This is a genomic window from Streptomyces sp. NPDC014894 (assembly GCF_043080985.1).
Classification (GTDB): domain Bacteria; phylum Actinomycetota; class Actinomycetes; order Streptomycetales; family Streptomycetaceae; genus Streptomyces.
The window spans coordinates 48,634-68,961 of record NZ_JBIBWD010000014.1; the positions used below are offsets into that span (position 1 = coordinate 48,634).

The window sequence follows — 20,328 nt, forward strand, 5'->3', positions numbered from 1 at the left end:
GCTTCCGTCCCCGCCGCCGTTCCTTCGGTCGGCGTTCTCCCTGACACTCACCGGTTCCTCCATCGGGCTGCGAGCAGTGCTGTCTGTTCGGCGCTGAGCGGCGACAGGGCCGCGCCGTTCGGTGCGGCCCGGGACGCCGGTCCCCGGCCGCCGGGCAGGGCGGCCGACTCGGCGACACCGGTGAGGGCGGCCGTCCACCGCTCCGCCAGTTCCTCGGCGTCCGCGTCGGCGAGCGCCTCCGGCGACCACGTCAGCCGGGTGCGCAGACGGGGCCCCGCGTCCGTGTCGCGGGTGACCGCGTTCAGTTCCACCGCGTGGGCCATGGGCAGTTCCGCGTCGACGGACCCGCCGAGGACTCCGGCCTCCGCCGCCCCCGTCCACGGCCGTTCGCCGGCCGCGCCCCCCGAGCCCGTGAAACGGCCCAGGTAGTTGAAGGCGAGAGCGGGCTCCGGCAGCGCGGCCAGCGCCTCGCCCGAGTCCGGGTGGAGATACCGCAGCAGCCCGTAGCCGATCCCGCTGTCGGGAACGCGGGCCAGATCGTCGCGCACCCGGGCGACGATCTCGGCGTACGAGTCGCTCCTCGCCGCCGTCAGCCGCACCGGGTAGACGCTGGTGAACCAGCCCACCGTACGGGCGAGATCGAGCCCTTCGGCGATCTGCTGCTCCCGGCCGTGCCCCTCCACATGGACCGGGAAGCTCACCCGGTCCGTACCGCTCCAGTCGCGCACCGCACCGGCCAGGGCCGCCAGCAGGACGTCCTGGACCCGGGCGCCGTGGCGCTCGACGGCCGTCGTCAGCAGCGTCCGGGTGGTCCCGGCGGGCAGCGCCACGATCCGGTGGCGGGCCCGGCCCACGGCGCCGGTGCGGCCGGGGGCGATCCGGGGGAGCGCCCCGGGGGCCGTGAGCGCCTCCCGCCAGAGCGGAAGCTCGGCGGCGCGCCCGGCGGCCCGCTCGGTCAGGGCGTGCGCCCAGCCCCGGAAGGAGGTCGGCACCGGGGCGAGTGCGGGTGCGCGGCCCTCGGCGACCGCGCTCCACGCCTGGGCGAGATCGTCCAGCAGGATCCGCCAGGAGACCCCGTCCACGACCAGATGGTGGACGACCAGCAGCAGCCGGCCGCTCCCCGGTCCGCCGGGCCGCCAGACACGGGCGCGCACCATCCGCCCGGCCGCCGGATCGAGCCCCGCGGCCAGCCGGTCCACCTCGCGCGCGAGCCCCGCGTCGTCGAACCGGCCGTCCCCCTCGCCGTGTTCGAGCAGATCCGCGGTGTCGTACGGGCCCGGGGGCACGAAGAACGTCCCCGCCGCGAGGTCCGCCCGCGCGCGCAGCGCGTCGTGCCGGTCCAGCACCGCGCCGAGCACCCGGGCGAGGGCCTCGTCGCCGATCCCCGGCGGCAGGGTGAGCAGCATGGACTGGCTGAACCGGCCGAAGGGGCCGCGCCGCCCGGCCAGCCAGCGCATGACCGGGGTCAGCGGGGCCTCCCCGGTCGCCGGCGCGGGGTCGCCGGGCGCCGCGCCGGCCGTGACCGGGTCGCGCTCGGCGACCAGCGCCGCGAGCCGCCGTACGGTCGGGTGCTCGAAGATCTCCCGCGGCGTCACCCGGACTCCGGCGGCGCGGGCGCGGGCGACCAGCTGGATGGAGAGGATGCTGTCGCCGCCGAGGGCGAAGAAGTCGTCCTCGGCCCCGACGGCGGGCAGCCGCAGAACGGCGGCGAAGACCGCGGCGAGGCGCTCCTCCTCCGGTGTCCCGCAGGCCGCCCGGCCGGCGGCGGCGGAGAAGTCGGGTGCGGGCAGGGCCGCCGTGTCGAGCTTGCCGTTCGGGGTGACGGGGAGGGCGTCCACGGTCACCAGCGCGCCGGGCACCATGTGGTCGGGCAGCGAGCGGGCGAGCCCGGCGCGCACCGCGTCGGTGTCGATCGCGGCGGACGGATCGGCGGGGACGAGATAGCCGACGAGCCGTCGCGGCCCTCCCGCACCGTCCTGCCGGACCGTCACCGCGGCGGTGCGGACCGCCGGATCCGACTGGAGCGCGGCCGCGATCTCGCCCGGCTCCACCCGGAATCCCCGGATCTTGATCTGGTCGTCGCCGCGCCCGTGGTAGCGCAGGACGCCCCGCTCGTCGCGGGAGACCAGGTCGCCGGTGCGGTACATCCGGCTGCCGGGCGGCCCGCCGGGCTCGGCGGTGAAGCGTTCGGCGGTGAGCCCGGGACGGCCGAGATAGCCCTGGGCCACCCCGGGCCCGGCGGCGTACAGCTCGCCCACGGCCCCCGGGGGCGCGGGCCGCAGCATGGTGTCCAGGACATGGAGGCGCACCCCGGTGAGCGGCCCGCCGATCGGCGGCGTCCCGCCCGGTACGAGCGGCTCGCTCATGGTCACGCAGGCGGTCGCCTCGGTCGGCCCGTACGCGTTGATCATGCGGCGGCCGGGGGCCCAGCGGGCCGCCAGCGGCGCGGAGCACGCCTCACCGCCGACGACCAGGGTCCGCAGGGTCTCCAGACCGTCCGGCTCCAGCCCGGTGAGGGCGGTCGGCGGGATCAGGGCATGGGTGATCCGGCGGGCGGCGATGGTCTCGCCGAGCAGTTCGCCCGCGAGCGGCCCCGGCTCGGGAACGACGAGCGTCGCCCCGGTGGCGAGGGCCATCAGGCTCTCCATGACGGACGCGTCGAAGGACGGCGAGGCCAGCTGGAGCACCCGGCTGCCGGGATCGACACGGAGCCGCTCCGCCTGCGCGGCGGCGAGCGCGGCCAGCCCGTGGTGGGTGGTGACCACACCCTTGGGACGGCCGGTGGAGCCGGAGGTGTAGATGACATAGGCGGGGTGCTGGGGGGTGAGCGCGCGATGACCCTCCGCACCGCCGGGGGCGGGGCCGTCGCGGCCTTCCGCACGGGGGCGGTTGCCCTCCGCCGCCTCGCCGCCGGGGGCGGTGCTGTCGGCGGGTGCGCTGTCGCCCGCCGCCTCGCCGCCGGACCGCCGGCTGTCGCCCGCCGCCCCGTGGCGGCCGCCCGAGGCGTCGGGCGCGGGGCCGTCGCCCCGTACCCCGTCCCGGTCGTCCGGGCCGCCGGGCGCGGGGCCGTCCGTCTCCGCCGCCGGCGCGTCAGCCGTCCGTGGAGTCCCTGGGGCGTACGCCCACGGCGCCCCCGGCGCGTCCACCAGCAGGGCCCCCGGGTGGCGCTCGGCCTGGGACCGGCCGGTGAGCACCAGCGCGGGAGACGCGTCGGTGAGCATCGCGTGGATGCGGTCGTCCGGATAGCCGGGGTCGACAGGCAAGTGGGCGGCCCCCGCGAGCTGTACGGCGAGCTGGGCCACGACCAGGTCGACGGAGCGCGGCAGCACGACGGCGACCAGCGCGCCGGGGCGGACCCCGGCGGCGGCGAGCCGCGCGGCCAGCAGGCCGGCCCGGTCGGCGAGCCGGGCGTACGTCAGCGAGATTCCGGGCGCGTCCACGGCGATCGCCTCGGGACGGGCCGCCACCTGGTCCATGACGAGCCGTGCCCAGCTCCGCGCGGGCGGTGCGGCGGGGCCCGAGGTCTGGGCGTCGAGCAGCTCCCGCTCCCGTGCCACCAGCACGTCCAGCGCGCCGACCGAGGTGTCCGGCGCGTCCACCAGCGTGGTGAGGAGGTGCCGGGCCCGGTCGGCGAGCGCGGCGACCCGCTCGGCGGGGACGGCCCGCGGCCGGTGGGCCAGCCGCAGCGTCAGCTCGGGGCCGGGGACCGCGACGAAGGTGAGCGGATAGTGGGTGGCGTCCCGTCCGCTCACCCCGTCGATCCCGAGCCCCGCCGCCGCGCCGAGCGAATCCGGGCTGTCGGCCGGATAGTTCTCCAGCGCGGTCAGGGTGTCGAAGAGAACGCCGTGCCCGGCGGCGCGCTGGATGTCCGCGAGCCCGAGGTGATGGTGCGGCAGCAGATCGGTGAAGGAGTCCCGGACCCGCCGCAGCAGCTCCCCGAGCGTCTCCTCCGGGCGGAGCGCGACGCGTACGGGCACGGTGTTGACGAAGAGCCCGATCATGTCCGCCGCCTCCGGCAGCTCACCGGGACGGCCCGCGACGACGGTCCCGAAGACCACGTCCCGGCGGCCGGTCGCGGCCCCGAGCACCAGCGCCCACACCGTCTGGACCAGCACGCTCAGCGTGAGTTCCCGCTCCCGGGCGAACGCGCCCAGCCGCGCGGTCAGCGCCGCGTCGAGCGTGATCGTGCGCTCCTCGGGGAGTTCGGCGTCCCCGGGCTCGTCCGGCGCCAGCAGCGTCGGCTCGGCGACCCCGTCCAGCGCGGCGCGCCAGGCCTCCCGAGCGCCCTCCGTGTCCCGCTCGGCGAGCCAGCGCAGATAGTCGGGGTAGTGCGGGGCGGGGGCGAGTTCGGCCCCGCCGTACAGCCGCAGCAGCTCCCGGACGAGCAGCGGGAGCGACCAGCCGTCGAGGACGAGATGGTGCCCGGTGAGGATCAGCTCGGCGGTGGTGTCCTCCAGCCGGACGAGGGTCGCGCGCAGCAGCGGCGGCTCGGCGAGGTCGAAACGGCGCACCCGGTCGTCCTCGGCGCGCCGCCGCGCGCGGCGGTCCCGCTCCCGGGGCCTGCGGCGGCGCAGATCCACCTCGTCGACCTCGGCGGACACCCCGGCGAGGGCCCGCTGGGCCCACACCCCGTCCTCGGCGGTGAACGCCGTACGGAGCGGGGCGTGCCGGTCCAGCACGGCCGTGAGCGCGGTCCGCAGCCGCTCCCGGTCGATCGCCGCGCCGCTCAGCCGCAGCACGACCTGTACGTGGTAGACGTCGAGCGCGTCCGGCCCGGGCGCGGACCCGGTGTCCGCGTCGTACTGGGAGAGGAAGAGCAGCCCCTCCTGGAGCGGGGTGAGCGGCCCGCGCCCGCCGTCCGGCGGAACGGGGGACGACGGGTCACCCGCGCCGGAGGCGGCGGGCTCCCCGGACCGCGCGGCGGCCGAGAGCAGACCGCGCACGGTGCGGTGGCGGAACACGTCCTGCGGGGTGAACCGCAGCTCCGCCTTGCGGGCCGCGCCGACCAGCTGGATGGAGAGGATGCTGTCGCCGCCGAGGGCGAAGAAGCTGTCGTCGAGACCGACCCGTTCGACGCTCAGCAGCTCGCCGAAGAGCCCGGCGAGCAGCCGCTCCTCCTCGCTGACGGGCTCCGCCCAGACCTCCTGGGAGGCGAGTTCGGGCGCGGGCAGCGCGGCCCGGTCCAGCTTGCCGTTGCGCGTCACCGGGAGGGCGGCCACCGGGACGATCACCGTGGGCACCAGGGCGGCCGGCAGCCGCTCCGCGAGATGCCCGGGCAGAGTGGAGAGGCCCGTCGCCCCGTCCGCGCCGGCCGGCACCACATAGCCGATGAGGTGGACCGCGCCGGTGGCCGGGTCGGTGTGCGCGGTCACCGCACTGTGCTCGACGCCCGGATGAGCGTCCAGCACGGCCTGGATCTCGCCGGGCTCGATCCGCCGCCCGCGCAGTTTGATCTGGTCGTCGGCGCGCCCGAGATGGTCGAGGGTCCCGTCCGGCCGCCGCGCGGCCAGATCGCCCGTGCGGTAGAGCCGGGCGCCGGGCGGCAGGCCGAGGCCGGCGGGGGCGGCGGTGAAGCGTTCGGCGGTGAGCGCGGCCCGACCGTGATAGCCGAGGGCGAGCTGCGCGCCCGCGAGATACAGCTCGCCGGGGACGCCGGCGGGCGCGGGGCGGAGCGCGGCGTCGAGCACGACCGCCGTGGTGTTCCAGACCGGCCGGCCGATGGGGATCCGGCCGGCGTCGACGTCGCGCGCCGTGACGCGGTGGGCGGTGACGTCCACCGCCGCCTCGGTGGGACCGTACAGATTGTGCAGCTCGGCGTGGGGCGCGAGGCTCCGCAGCCGGGCGGCGGTCGCGGCGGGCAGGGTCTCGCCGCTGGCGATGACACGGCGCAGGCTCGCGCACTGCCCGGCGGTGGCGACGGCGGTGAAGGCGGCCAGCATCGACGGCACGAAGTGCACGGTGGTGATGGAGTGTTCGCTCAGCAGCCCGGCGATCCGGGCCGGGTCGCGGTGGTCGTCGGGCCCGGCGACCACCAGGGTCGCACCGGCGAGGAACGGCCAGAACAGCTCCCACACCGATACGTCGAAGCTCGCCGGGGTCTTCAGCAGCACCCGGTCCCCGGCGGTGAGGCGGTGGGCGTCCTGCGCCCACAGCAGCCGGTTGACGATCGCCGAGTGCGGCACGGCGACGCCCTTGGGACGGCCGGTGGAGCCCGAGGTGAAGATCAGATAGGCCGGGTCGGCGGGGGAGGGCGGCCGGAGCGCGCCGGATCCGGCCTCGGCGGCCTCGGCGGCCTCGGCGGGTGCGGCGAGGTCGAGGTACGGCGGCCGCTCCGCCGCGTCGCCGGAGCGCTCCCCCGCGCCGACGAGGAGGACGGCCCCGGAGTCGGCGAGCAGCTCGCGGACCCGGGCCTCGGGCAGTTCGGGGTCGATGGGCAGATAGGCGGCCCCGGCGCGCTGCACGGCGTGCACGGCGAGGACCAGCTCCGCCGAGCGCGGCAGCGACACGGCGACCACCTGCCCCCGGCCCGCGTCCGTGCCCGTGCCCGCGTCCGCGTCCGTGTCCCGGCCCGTGTCCCGGTCCGTGCCCGCGCGGGCGATCCGGGCGGCGATCCGGCGGGCGAGGAGATCCGCCTCGGCGTCGAACTCGGCCCGGCTCCACACCCGTTCACCGTCGCGCAGCGCCGGTGCGCCGGGCGTCCGGGCGCAGGTCTCGCGCACCAGCTCCACCAGGGTCGTCCCGGGCAGTTCGCGCACCGGGCCCGAGGCCTGGGCGAGCGCCTGCCGCGACTCGTCCCCGTCCATCAGCGGCGCCGCGCCGATCGGCAGATCGGGATGGGCGCAGAACCATGCGAGGAGCCGGGTCAGCCGGACCCCGAGCGCGGTCGCGGTGGACCGGTCGAAGAGCGCCGTACGGTAGTTGAAGGCGGCCCGCAGCCCGTCCGTCCCGGCGCGCTCCACCACGGCGAGGGTGAGATCGAACTTCGCGCCCCGGGTCTCCACGAGTTCGGCCCGGGCCGGCGCGCCCCTGAACTCCGGCCGCGCGACGGACTCGTTCTGGTGGATCACCGCCACCTGGAAGAGCGGATGCCGGGAGAGCGAACGCTCCGGGCGGATCTCGTCCACCAGCCGCTCGAAGGGGAGCGCGGCGTGCTCGAAGGCGTCCAGATCGGTGCGGCGGACCCGCTCCAGGAGTTCGCGGAAGGTGGGGTCGCCCGAGGTGTCGGTGCGCAGGACGACGGTGTTGGAGATCAGCCCGGGAAGCTCCTGGAGCGCCTCGTCGCCGCGCTGGTCGACCACGGTGCCCAGCGGCAGATCGGTCCCCGCGCCGTGGGCGGTGAGCAGCGCGGCCAGCGCCGCCTGGAACGTCATGAAGAGGGTCGCCCCGCTGTCGGCCGCGAGCCGCGCCGCGGTCCGGTGGATCCCGGCGGGTACGGCGAACTCGACGGAGTCGCCGCGCTGGTCGATCTCCTCGGGGCGGGGCCGGTCCAGCGGCAGCGGGATCTCGGCGGGCGCGCCCGCGAGGGCCTCGCGCCAGTGGGCGAGCAGCCCGGGTGCGGTCTCCGCGAGGTCCCGCTCCTGCCGCAGGGTGTGGTCGGCGTACTGGAGCCGGGGCGCGGGCGGCCGAGGGGCCCGCCGGAGCACGGCGTCGTACAGCAGGGCGAGATCGCGCACCAGCGGCCCGGTGGACCACTCGTCGGTGGCGATGTGGTGCAGCACCAGCAGCAGCGCGGCGGTCCCGTCCGGGCCGGTGAGCAGATGGGCGCGGAGCGGCGGCTCGGTCCGCAGATCGAACTCGACGTCGGCGAGGAGCCGGGCGGCCCGCGCGAACGGATCCGGCCCGGCGCTCCCCTCGGACCCGGCCGCACCGCCCGCGCCGTCCCCGAGCCGGCTCTCGCGTCCCGGGCCGTTGGACGTCGTACCGTCTCCGAGCCGGCTCTCGCGTCCCGGGCCGTTGGACGTCGTACCGTCTCCGAGCCGGCTCTCGCGTCCCGGGCCGTTGGACGTCGTACCGTCCCCGAGCCCGCTCCCACGCCCCGGACCGGTCTCGTCCGCCGGCACGGTGACCCGCTCCAGCCGGGGCGCGATCGCGGGCAGGACCCGCTGGACCGGCTGCCCCTCGGACTCGGGATAGACGGTGCGCAGGATCTCGTGCCGCTCGACGAGCGCGGCCAGCGCCCGCCCGAGCGCCTCCGCGTCCACCGGCCCGCCGAAGCGCAGCAGCAGCGGCACCGTGTAGGTGGTGGCCGATCCGGCGAGCCGGTGCAGGAACCAGAGCCGGGCCTGGGCCGGGGAGAGCGGGAGCCGTTCCGGCCTCGGGAGCGGGGCGAGCGGCGCCGGTACGACAGAGCCGCCGTCCGCGCCGCTGCCCGAACCGCCGTCCGCGCCGTCGAGGAGCCGGGCGAGACCGGCGACCGTACGGGTCTCGAACAGGTCGCGCACCGACACCGGACGGCCGAGTTCCGCGCGGACGCGCCCCGCGAGCCGGGTCACCAGCAGCGAATGCCCGCCCAGGGCGAAGAAGTCGTCGTCCACGGAGACCGGACCGCAGCCGAGCACCTCCCGGTACAGCCCGGCGAGGGCCCGCTCCCGCGCGGTGCCGGGCGGTCGCCCGCCCGCCGACCGGTCCCGTTCCGGCAGCGGCAGCGCGGCCTCGTCGAGCTTGCCGTTCACGGTCAGCGGCAGCCGGTCCAGGGAGACGAAGGCGGACGGCACCATGTGGTCGGGCAGGGCGGCGGCGCAGACCGCGCGGAGTTCGGCGGCGGGCGCGCCGCCGGTGATGTACGCCACCAGACCGGGCCCGGTGGGCAGATCGCCGCGCAGCACCACGGCCGCCGAGGGGACCCCGCCCCGGGTGCGGAGCACGGACTCGATCTCGGCCGTCTCCACCCGGAAGCCGCGCAGCGAGACCTGCCGGTCGGCCCGGCCCAGATGGATCAGCTGTCCGTCCCGGGACCAGCGCGCCAGATCCCCGCTGCGGTACATGCGCGAGCCGGGCGGACCGTACGGATCGGCGACGAACCGGGCCGAGGTGAGCCCGTGCTGCCCCCGATACCCCCGCGCCTGCCCGGGACCCGCGACGTACAGCTCCCCGACGACCCCGGCCGGGACCGGGCGCAGCGCCCCGTCCAGCACCCGCAGCCGCAGATCGCCGATGGCGCGGCCGATCGGGCCCGCGCCCTCGGCCACGGCCCGGGCGACCCGCTCGGGAGTGAGGTCGTACGCCGTGACATGGACGGTGGTCTCGGTGATCCCGTACATGTTGACCAGCCGGGGCGCGTCCGGTCCGGCCGTCCAGGAGGCGACGCGGGCGACGTCGAGCGCCTCGCCGCCGAAGACGAGCCAATGGAGCGACGGCGGGACCCCGGGGGAGCCGGGCGCGGTCAGGGCCTCGGTGAGCTGGTAGCAGGCGGACGGGGTCTGGTTGAGGACGGTCACGCCCTCGCGGTGGAGCAGCCGCAGGAAGTCGGGGGCGGAGCGGGTGAGGTCCTTCGGGACGACGACGAGCCGGCCGCCGTGCAGCAGCGCGCCCCACATCTCCCAGACGGAGAAGTCGAAGGCGTACGAGTGGAAGAGGGTCCACACATCGTCCGGGCCGAAGGCGAAACGCTCCCGGGTGGCGTCGAAGAGCCGCGCGAGACCGCGCCGGGAGACGACCACGCCCTTGGGCCGGCCGGTGGATCCGGAGGTGTGGATGAGATAGGCGGCGTGGTCGGGGTGGAGCGGCGCGGTGCGCTCCGCGTCGGTGACGGGACCGGCGGGCAGCCCGTCGCGGCCGGCGGCGAGCCGGCTCGGATTCAGCACCACCGGCCGCCGGTCCCCGGCCCCGGCGGCGAGCGCCAGGGCGGTGGCGGCGTGCCCGTCGATGTCCGTGTCGGTCAGCAGGAGCAGCGGATCGGCGGCGTCCAGGGTGCGGGCGAGCCGGTCGGCGGGGTGGGCCGGGTCCAGCGGCACATACGCGGCCCCCGTCTTGGCCACCGCCACGACCGCCTCCACCAGGGCGGTCGAGCGCGGCAGCAGCAGCGCCACCCGCTCCTCGGGCCCCGCGCCCCGGGCGATGAGCTGCCGGGCGAGCGCGTCGGTGCGCCGGTCGAGTTCGGCGTAGCTGAGCGAGCGGCCCTCATGGGTGACCGCGATCGCCTCCGGGGCCGAGGCGACGGCGGCGGCGAAGCGCTCGACCACGTCGGGCAGCCCGGTCTCGGGCGCTCCGGCGTCCGGCGCGGGCGGGTTCCAGTCGTCCAGCAGGGTGCGCCGCTCGCCGGCCGTCAGCAGATCATGCCGTCCGACCGGCAGATCGGGCTCGGCGACGGCCGCCGTCAGCAGCGTGACGAGACGCCGGGCGAGGCCCTCGGCGGTGTCGGCGTCGAAGAGATCGGCGCTGTAGTTGACCGCCCCGTCGATCCGCCCGGAGTCCGGGTGGTCGGTGAAGCCGATGAGCAGATCGAACTTGGCCGCGCCGGTCTCCCGGACCGCGAGATCCGCGGTGACGCCCGGCGCGGTGAACGGCGGCGCGGTACGGGTGCGGTGGGTGAGCATCACCTGGAACAGCGGATTGGCGGCGGACCGCTCGGGATTCAGCTCCTCCACCACCCGCTCGAACGGCACGTCGGCGTGGTCGAAGGCGTCCAGCGTGGTGGCGCGGACCCGGCCGAGCAGCTCCCGGAAGCCGGGGTTCCCGGAGAGATCGGTCCGCAGGACCAGGGTGTTGACGAGAAAGCCGACCAGCTCCTCGGTCGCGCGGTCACGTCCCGAGGTGGGCACCCCCAGGGGGATGTCGTCCCCCGCGCCGAGGGCGTTCAGCAGCGCGGCCACGGCGGCCTGCACCGCCATGAACGGCGTGACCCCGCTCTCCCGGGCTAGTTCGCGCAGGCCGCGCGCGGTCTCGTCGGGCAGCTCGAAGGGGACGAGACCGCCCCGGCCGCTGGGCCGGGCCGGACGCGGCCGGTCCGCCGGCAGCGTCAGCTCGGCGGGCGACCCGGCCAGGGTCCGCCGCCAGAAGTCGAGCTGCGGACGGTACCGCTCCCCGTCGAGCAGCTCCCGCTGCCACAGCGCGTGCTGGGCACAGGTCAGCGACAGCGGCGGCAGACCGCCCGGCTCGCCCGCCAGCCGGGCGGCGTAGGCGGCGGAGAGATCGGTGAGCAGCGGTTCGACCGATCCCTCGTCGCCCGCGATGTGGTGCAGCAGCAGCAGAACGGTGGTGCGCCCGGGCTCCTGGAGCAGGGTGACCCGCAGCGGCGGCTCGGCCGCCAGATCGAAGGGCTCGCGGCAGAGTTCGTCGAGGATCCGCGCGGTGTCGCCGGGGCCGGTCGCGGACCGGACCGTCACCGGCGCGCCGGCGGGCAGGATTCGCTGGTACGGATCGCCCTCGGCGTCCGGGAAGACGGTCCGCAGCACCTCGTGCCGGGCGACGACATCGCCGACGGCGGCGGTGAGCGCGGCCGCGTCGACCTCGCCGTCCAGGGTGAGGACGAACGGCAGCTGATAGGCGGGGGCCGCGTCCGGGACGGGCCCGTCGAGCCGGCCGAGGAACCAGAGCCGGGCCTGCGCGGGGGAGAGCGGCGGCCGTTCGGGCAGCGGCCGGGCCTCCGGTACGGGCAGGGCCGCGCCGGCCGGCGCGGTACGGGCGGCGAGCCCGGCGACGGTCGGGGCGTCGAAGACCTCGCGTACGGTCAGGGCGCGGCCGAGCGCCCCGGCGGTGCGCCCCGCCAGCCGGGCGGCGAGCAGGGAGTGCCCGCCGAGGGCGAAGAAGTCGTCGTCGGCCCCGACCTCCGGCACGCCGAGGACCTCGGCGAAGAGCGCGGCGAGGAGTTCCTCGCGCCGGCCCCGGGGGGCCCGTCCGCCGAGGGCGGCGAGCCGGGGCGCGGGCAGCGCGGCCCGGTCCAGCTTGCCGTTGGGGGTGAGCGGCAGGGCGTCGAGCACCACACAGAGCGCGGGCACCAGATGCGCGGGGAGCCGTTCGGCGAGGGCCTCCCTGACCTCGGCGGCCTCGGCCGCGTCGCGGGGGCCGGTGAGATAGGCGACCAGCCGGGGCGCGGGATGGTCCGCGCCGGTGTGGGGGACCACCGCCGCGTCCCGGACCCTGGGGTCGGTGCGCAGGGCGGCGGCGACCTCGCCGGGCTCGACCCGGTGGCCCCGGATCTTCACCTGGTGGTCGGCCCGCCCGACGATCTCCAGGGTGCCGTCGGGACGCCGCCGGGCCAGGTCGCCGGTCCGGTACATCCGGCTGCCGTACGGCCCGCCGGGCTCGGCGGTGAAGCGCTCGGAGGTCAGACCGGGCTGTCCGAGATAGCCCTGCGCCACCCCGTCCCCGGCGAGATACAGCTCGCCCGTCACCCCGGTGGGCACCGGGCGGAGACCGCGCCCGAGGACATGGGCGCGGGTGTTCCACAGCGGGCGGCCGGCGTGCGGCGCGGCGGCGGAACGCCCGTCCAGGGCGGCGGCGGTGGACCAGACGGTGGTCTCGGTGGGGCCGTACAGATTGACGAGTCCCGCCGAGCGCCCGGCGAGCGCGACCGCGAGATCGGGGGCGAGCGCCTCGCCGCCCACCAGGGCGCGCACCCCGCGCACCGCCTCGGGGGCGGTCTCGGTCAGCGAACGCCACAGCGAGGGGGTGGCCTGCATGACGGTGGCGCCGCTGGCGGCGAGGAGCCGGGCGAGCAGCGCCGGGTCCCGCACCTGCTCGCGGTCGGCGAGGACCACCGTGCCGCCGGTGATCAGCGGCAGGAAGAGTTCGAGCACGGCGATGTCGAAGCCGACGGTGGTGACGGCGAGCAGCCGCTCCCGGCCGGTGAACTCCAGCGTCTCGGCGAGGCAGAGCAGGAAGTTGGCGACGGCGGCCTCGGTCACCACGACGCCCTTGGGGCGGCCGGTGGAGCCGGAGGTGTGGATGACGTACGCGGGGTGCGCGCCGTGCCGCGCGGGGGCGGGCGGCAGCGGCGCGGCCCCGTCCCGGGCCCGCCGTACGTCCGGATCGTCGAGCAGGAGGGTCCGGCCGGTCACCGGGCCCGCGGCGGCCGCGGTCGCCCGGTCGGTGACCAGCAGGTCGGGGCGCGCGTCGGTGAGCAGCTGCCGGATCCGGCCGGCGGGGAAGTCGGGGTCGACGGGCACATAGGCGGCGCCGGTGCGGGCGACGGCGAGCAGGGTGATCAGGAGATCGGCCCCGCGCGGGAGGCTGACCCCGACCAGGCGCCCCTCGCCCGCGCCGTGCTCGGCGAGCAGCCGGGCGAGCCGGGCGACCCGGTCGTCGAGTTCCCCGTGGGTCAGCTGTTCGCCGCCGCTGACCAGCGCGGTCCGTCCGGGCGTCCGGGCCGCCTGGTCGGCGCAGAGCCGGGCGAGCGAGACGCCGGGCACCTCGCGTACGGGCGCGGTGTGCTCCGCGCCGAGCTGGGCCCGCTCCCCGGCGGTCAGCAGCTCGGTGACGGCCACCGGCCGCTCCGGGTCGGCGGTCATCCGCTCCAGGAGCAGCAGATAGGCGGCGGCCGTGCGGGCGGCGGCCTGGGGGGTCCACAGCCGGGTGCGGTACTCCAACTGGCCGGTGGCCCCGCCGAGGACGGTGTCCTCGCTGACGGTGAGCTGGAGGTCGAACTTGGCGTGGCCCGTGTTCACCAGCACCGGGCGGCCCTGCTGCCCGGGGAGGACGGGGTCGGCGGGCAGCTCCTCCCGTACCGCGAACAGCACCTGGAAGAGCGGGTTGACCCCGGGCAGCCGGGCCGGGTTGACCGCCTCCACGATCTTGTCGAACGGCAGCTCCTGGTGGGCGAGGGCGGCGAGGTCGGTCTCCCGGATCCGTTCCAGCAGCTCCAGGAAGGTGGGGCGGCCGCCGAGGTCGGCGCGGAGCACCAGGGTGTTGATGAAGAAGCCGACGGAGTCCCGGAGCGCCTCGTCGTCGCGTCCGGCGACCGGCGCGCCGAGCACGATGTCCTCGCCGCAGCCCAGCTGGGAGAGAGTGGCGGCGAAGGCGGCGTGCAGCACCATGAAGGTGGTGGTGCGGGTGCGCAGCGCGAGGTCCCGCACCCGGGCGTGGAGCTCCGCGCCGAGCGGGAAGTCGAGGACCGCGGCCCGGTCGGGGCCGTCCGCCCCGGGCTCCGCCGAGACGCCGGAGCCCGCCCAGGGCAGGGTCAGCCGTTCGGGCGCGGAGCGCAGCCGCTCCCGCCAGTGCTCGCTCAGCTCCCGCTCGTCGCGGCCGGTCTCCCGCTGCCAGAGGGTGAAGTCCGCGTAGCTCACCGGCAGCGGGGTCCAGCCCGGGGCGCGCCCCCGGGCGCGGGCCGTGTACGCGGCGCCCAGATCGCCCAGCAGCGGCGGCAGGGACCACTCGTCGCCCGCGATGTGGTGCAGCACCACCAGCACGGTGTGACGGTCGGGGGCGGTGGAGAACACCGCGACCCGCAGTGGGATCTCGGCCTCGATGTCGAACGGACGCGCGGCCTCCGCGGCGATCCGCCGCTCGGCCACGTCCTCGGGCACCCGGTGCCGGGAGACGGCGGGGGCCGCCTCCGCCGGGTCCAGGATCCGCTGGAAGGGCTCGCCCGCGACGGCCGGGACGATCGTACGGAGGATCTCGTGCCGCTCCAGCAGATCGCCCACGGCCGACCGCAGCGCCCGGAAGTCCAACGGCCCGTGGACGCGCAGCGCGAGCGGGATGTTGTACGCCCCGCCCGGCTCGCCCGACCGCTCCAGGAACCAGAGCCGGCGCTGACCGGCGGAGAGCGGCAGCCGGGCCGGCCTCGGCCGGGGCCGCAGCGGCTCCCGGGCGGCCCGGGCCCGCTCCAGGGCCACGGCGAGCCGGGCCGGGGTGGGACGGTCGAAGAGCGAACGCACGGTCAGTTCGGCCCCGGCCTCGGCGCGGACCGCGGTGACCAGCCGGGCGGCGGTGAGCGAGTGCCCGCCGAGGGCGAAGAAGTCGTCGTCCGGTCCGGCTCCGGCGACCCCGAGCACCCGCGCGAACAGCCCGCACAGCAGGGTCTCGGCGGCGGACGCGGGGGCCCGGCCGCCGTGCTCGGCCGGCTCCGGGCGCACGGGCTCGGGCAGCGCCGCGCGGTCGGTCTTGCCGTTGGCGGTGCGCGGCAGTTCGTCCAGACGGACGTGGAACGCGGGCAGCAGATGGTCCGGCAGCCGGGCCGCGAGATGCGCCCGCAGCTCCTCCGCCGGATCCTGCGGCCCCGCCGGGCCGGTGTGGTACGCGACCAGCACGAGGTCCCCGTCCGGCCCCGGACGGGCGACGACCGCCGCCTCCCGTACGCCGGGGTGCTCCAGCAGCGCCGCCTCGATCTCGCCCGGTTCGACCCGGTGCCCCCGGATCTTCAGCTGCTGGTCGGCCCGGCCGGCGATCTCCAGCAGACCGTCGGGACGCCGCCGGGCCAGGTCGCCGGTCCGGTACAGCCTGCTGCCGGGCGGTCCGAAGGGATCGGCGAGAAAGCGCTCGGCCGTCAGCGCGGGCCGGCCCAGATAGCCCTGGGCCACTCCCGCGCCGCCGATGTACAGCTCACCGGTGTGCCCGGCGGGCATCGGGGCGAGCGCCCGGTCCAGGACGAGGAGCCGGGTGTGCCGGACCGGCCGGCCGACGTGCGGGGGGCCGTCGTCGGCGGTCACCTCGCCGGCCGCGGAGTACACGGTGGTCTCGGTGGGACCGTAGAGATTGACGACCGGCCCGGCGCCCAGCGCGCCCAGCGTGCGGGCGAGATCGGGCAGCAGCGGCTCGCCCGCCGTGAGGAGGCGCAGCCCGGCGAGATCGTCCGGCACGGCCTCGGTCAGGACGCGCCAGAGGGAGGGCGTCGCCTGCATCACGGTGGGGCGGGCGGCCCGGATCAGCGCGCCGAGCGCGAAGGGGTCGCGGACCTGGTCGGAGTCGGCGACGATCACGGCGCCGCCGCCGAGCAGGGGCAGGAAGAGTTCGGTCGCGGCGATGTCGAAGGAGACGGTGGTCACCGCCAGCATCCGGTCCGTGCCGCCGAGCCGGAGCAGATCGCCCACGGAGGCGAGGAGATTGGCGAGCGCGCCCCGGGTGACGACCACGCCCTTGGGGCGGCCGGTGGAGCCCGAGGTGTGGATGACGCACACGGGGTCGGCCGGGTGCGGAACGGCGGCGGGCCCGGGGGCGTGGACGGCGTCGTCCTCCGGTGTGCCGTCCGCCCGTACGGCCAGCGTCGGCACGGGCACGTCCCACTCCTGGCCCGGCTCGGCGAGCAGCAGCGCCGGGGCGCAGTCGGCGACCGTCCGCCCGACCCGGCTCCGCGGCTGGTCCGGGTCGAGCGGGATGTAGCCCGCGCCGGTGCGGACGATCGCGAGCAGGGTCACCACGAGCGCCTCGGTGCGGGGCAGGGCGACGGCGACGAGCGCGCCCCGGCGTGCGCCCCGGCTCCGCAGGGTGTGGCTGAGCCGCTCGGCACGCGCGTGGAGTTCGCCGTACGTGAGCCGGCCGCCGCCGCGCACCGCCTCCGCGCCGGGGGTGCGCCGGGCCTGGTCGGCGAAGGCGGCCCAGAGGTCGGGGGCCGGACCGGCCGCCCGGCTCTCCTCGGCGGCCCGGGCCCGGGGGTCGGGGTGCCGGTCGCCGAGGATCAGCCGCCGCTCGGCCGGGCCGGCCAGGGAGAGGCGGCCCACCGGGGCGTCGTCGCCGTGGTCGCCGAGGCGGGCGAGGAGCGCGGTGAACCGCTCGGTGTGCGCGGCCGTCTCGGCGGCCCCGTACAGCCGGGGGTTGGCGTCGAAGGTGACGTCGAGTCCGTCGGCGCCGGGCAGGCCGTTCACGGTCACGGTGAGATCGTCGACGGCCCCGGCCGCCAGATAGCGGGTCACTCCCGAGCAGTCGCCGAAGGCGAGCCGGGTGGGGAAGGGCTTGATGTTGACCTGGGGGCCGAAGAGCCGCCGGCCGCGCCCGGACAGGCCCAGGTCCCTGCGGAGCCGCTCGCCCCGGTAGCCTTGGTGACGCCGCTGGTCGCGGAGGGCGCGGGCGACCGAGCGGACGAGCGGGCCGAGGCCGGTCCGCTCGTCGACGGCGATCCGCAGGGGCACGACGTTGACGGTGGTGGCGGGGACCCGGGCCAGTGCGCCGCCGGTCCGGTTCATGACGGGCAGGGCGAGCACCGCCTCGTCGCGGGCGGTGATCCGGGTCAGATAGATCGCCCAGGCGGCCAGCACCGCCTCCGGCCAGGTCGCCCTGGCGCGGCGGGCGAATTCCTCCAGCGCCTCGGCGGCCGGCGCGGGCAGGGTCCGCCGGCACCGCAGGAAGTGCCCGGCCGCGCCGTCCGGCTCCCGGCCGGCGAGGGTGCCGGGCTCGGGCCGGTCGGCCAGCAGAGCGTGCCAGTACGCGGCGTCCGCGCGCTCGCGTTCGGATCCCGCGTACTCCTGATCCGCCGTCAGCACATCGCGGAGGGAGCCGAGCCGGTGCTCCTCGGGGGCGCGTCCGGCGCTCAGCGCGCCGTAGACCTCGGCGACGCGTTCGGCGAAGCGGAGGTAGCCGTATCCGTCGAGCAGGATGTGGTGGCAGCGGTGGTACCAGAGCCACTGGCGCTCACCGGTCCGCAGCAGGGCGTGGCGGTACAGCTCCCCGCTCTCCAGGTCGACGGCGACGGAGCGCTCGCGCTCCATCCACTCCAGCGCCCGCGCCATGGGGTCCGGCCCGTCCCTGAGGTCGAGCACGGCGGTCTCGCCGGGCGGCACGGCCCCGGGCTCCTGCCGGACGCTCTCGCCCTCGGCCGAGAACCGCACGCTCAGCCCGTCGGCGTCGGCCAGGGTCCGCCGCAGCGCGGCGAGAAAGGCCGTCTCGTCCAGCGGTCCGGTCAGCTCCACGTACTCGGCCGTCAGATACGCCGGGCTCGCCGGGTCCAACTGCTGAGCGGACCAGAGTCCGAGCTGTGCCGCGCTGAGCGGCAGACGGTCACGGCGGATGCTCATGCGAAATCTCCCGGCAGACGGACTCGCCCGAGTCCGGTGGTGGTGGTCATGGATGCGTGGGGTGAGGCGGTACGGCGCCCGGGCGCCGGGCGGCGGTGTGCGCCGGCCGGAGGCACGGCGGTGTGCGTGAACGTCCGGACGTCTCCCCCCGGTCGGGAGGCGGCGTCCGTACGGCCGGTGTCTTCGGCGTCCGGGCCTCTCACGGGCCCCGGACGCGGGGGAGGGGGAGGGGGCGGGCTTTCCGCCGGGAAGCGCCGGCGGCCGCTCCCGGGCCGTGCCGCCGCGGCCGGGAAAGCCCGGGGAGACCGCCGCGGCCGACGGCCGCGGCGGTCCGCGTCAGTGGTGTGCGCCGGACCCGGTGTGACCGCTGTGCGGGGCCAGGTCGAGAACGGCCTTCGGCTGCACGAGGAAGGGACGCATCATCATCATGTCCTCGTGCTCATAGGTGTGACAGTGGTGCATGAACCGGCCGGGCGGTCCGTCGAAACGGGCCGCCACCGTCAGGCGTTCGGCGGGCGCGAGCCTGATGACGTCCTTGGGCCCCCGCTCGGCCGCGGTGAGCGTTCCCGTACGGATCCGCTTCAGCGGTCTGGAGGTGCCCGCGCCGTAGCCGCCGCCCTCCCGCTCGAAGAACTCGAAGGAGCTGACGTCGAACACCTCGCGGCTGACGCCCTGGAAGGCGACCGCGTGCAGATGCATGGGGTGCGGATACGCGCCCGGGGATCTCTCCAGGCTCAGGAACGTCCAGCGCTCCGTGGCCCCGGCGGGGACGGTGAACCGCACCGGGTCGTGGAAGGTGGCGGCGACGCGTTCGAACGTCCGCACGGAGCCGTCCTCCTCCTCGATCTGGATGATCCCGTCGATGGGCAGCGGGCCGCTCGGCGGCCCCGTCTCCTCCATCTCCCAGAGTTCCGGGTCCTTGGGGTAGACGGGGGTGACGACCACCAGGCGCTCGGTCGCCCCGGCGGTCTCCGCGCGGCCGGGCGGGGAGAAGGAGGAGGCGAGCACGGCGGGCGGGGCGAAGCCGCCCGCGTCGGCCCGGGACCCGACGCGGAACTGCATCAGATCGGGCCGGATGCCCGGCTCGGGGGAGTCGTTGACGAGCCGCAGCCGCTGTCCCCGGTAGCGCGAGAAGTCGACCAGCAGATCGGCGCGTTCCCCCGGAGTGAGGGGCACCCCGTCGGTGACCGGGGCGGGCCGGGGCAGCAGCCCGGCGTCCGTGCCGATCATCACCAGCGCCTCGGACGGCACTTCCGCGCCCTCCTCGTCCAGGATCCTCAAGCGATAGGGACGGCTGTTGGAGGCGTTGAGCGCACGGAAGCGGTACCAGCCGGCGGACACCTCCAGATGGGGCCAGATCACCCCGTTGACCAGGTTGAACGGCCCGGTGAAGGGGCGTACCAGCTGATAGGGCTCGGCGATGACGACGATGCCCTTGTAGAGGAGGTCGCCGGTGAACTCGCCGTCGTCGTCCACATCGAGATTCCGGTCGAAGAAGACCAGCGGGATCTCGCGGTCGCCGGACGGGAGGCCCAGCTCCGCCTCTTCCCCGTCCCGGATCAGATAGGAGCCGGAGCCCAGCCCCGTCATCACGTTGAGATGGGTGATGTGCATGGCGTGGTCGTGGTACCAGAGCCCCGCCGCGGGCTGTTCGTTGGGATACTCGGCCAGCTGCGCGGCGCCGGGGAGGACCGCGTTCTCCGCCCAGCCGTCGTTGCCGCCGCCGGTGACCGCGCCGTGCAGATGGACCACGGCCCAGGGGGGCAGCCGCGCCACGTCCGCCCGGGGGGCGACGCCCTCGCGGCCGGGCCGGTCCCACATCAGCGGCAGCTCGGGATCGTAGGCGAAGGGCACCCGGACGGCCGGTACGGGGAAGTCCCCGCCGAGGTCGTTCTCCCAGGCGATGCGGAGCGGGCGACCGCTCCGCGCCTCGATGGTGGGCCCGACGTGAGAGCCCTCGTAGGTCCAGAGCCGGGTGGGCGGCAGACCGCTGTGCAGCCGTGTGCGGGCCTCCCGGAGGGCCACGGTCAGCTGCCCCTTGCGGCCGCGCAGCACCCGGGGCACCGGCAGCGGGTCCCGGAACGGGGTGAGCCGCCGGGCGGCCCGTAACGCGCGGCCGGCCGAGGGGTGCGCCCGGGCGGCGGCCGCCGCCGACCGCGCCGCCTCGGCGGCCCCGGGCAGCTCGTCGAGCGGGGTGCCCAGGGCGGCCGTCATCAGATCGGGCCGGGGCGGGACCGCCGCGTGGCCCCGGCCCTCGGCGAGGACCATGCCCGCGCCCACGGCGACCGCGCCGCCCAGGGCGCCGGCCCCGGCGAGGAACCCGCGTCTGCCGAGGCCGTCGCCCCGCCGCCGGGCCGCGGACCCGCTCGCCGCCCCGCCGGTGGGAACGCTCCCGTCCCCGCTCCCGGCGGCCCTGTTCTCAGTCCCGCTCACCGGCGCCCAC

At 76.8% G+C, this 20,328-nt stretch carries 2 protein-coding genes; both read right to left on the minus strand.

From position 1 onward, the window contains the following. Positions 1-47: 47 nt before the first annotated feature. A complete protein-coding gene (locus ACF089_RS28585; protein WP_392032498.1) occupies positions 48-17,885 on the minus strand; it encodes an amino acid adenylation domain-containing protein in 17,838 nt (5,945 codons plus the stop codon). A gap of 336 nt (positions 17,886-18,221) precedes the next feature. Next, the gene (locus ACF089_RS28590) at positions 18,222-20,318 is read right to left on the minus strand and encodes a multicopper oxidase family protein (protein WP_392032500.1); all 2,097 of its coding nucleotides are present in this window, start codon (positions 20,316-20,318) and stop codon (positions 18,222-18,224) included. Between the last annotated feature and the right edge of the window lie 10 nt (positions 20,319-20,328).

Coding starts and splice junctions, on each gene's coding strand:
- ACF089_RS28585 (WP_392032498.1), bottom strand. CDS start 17,885: ATGAGCATCCGCCGTGACCGTCTGCCGCTCAGCGCGGCACAGCTCGGA.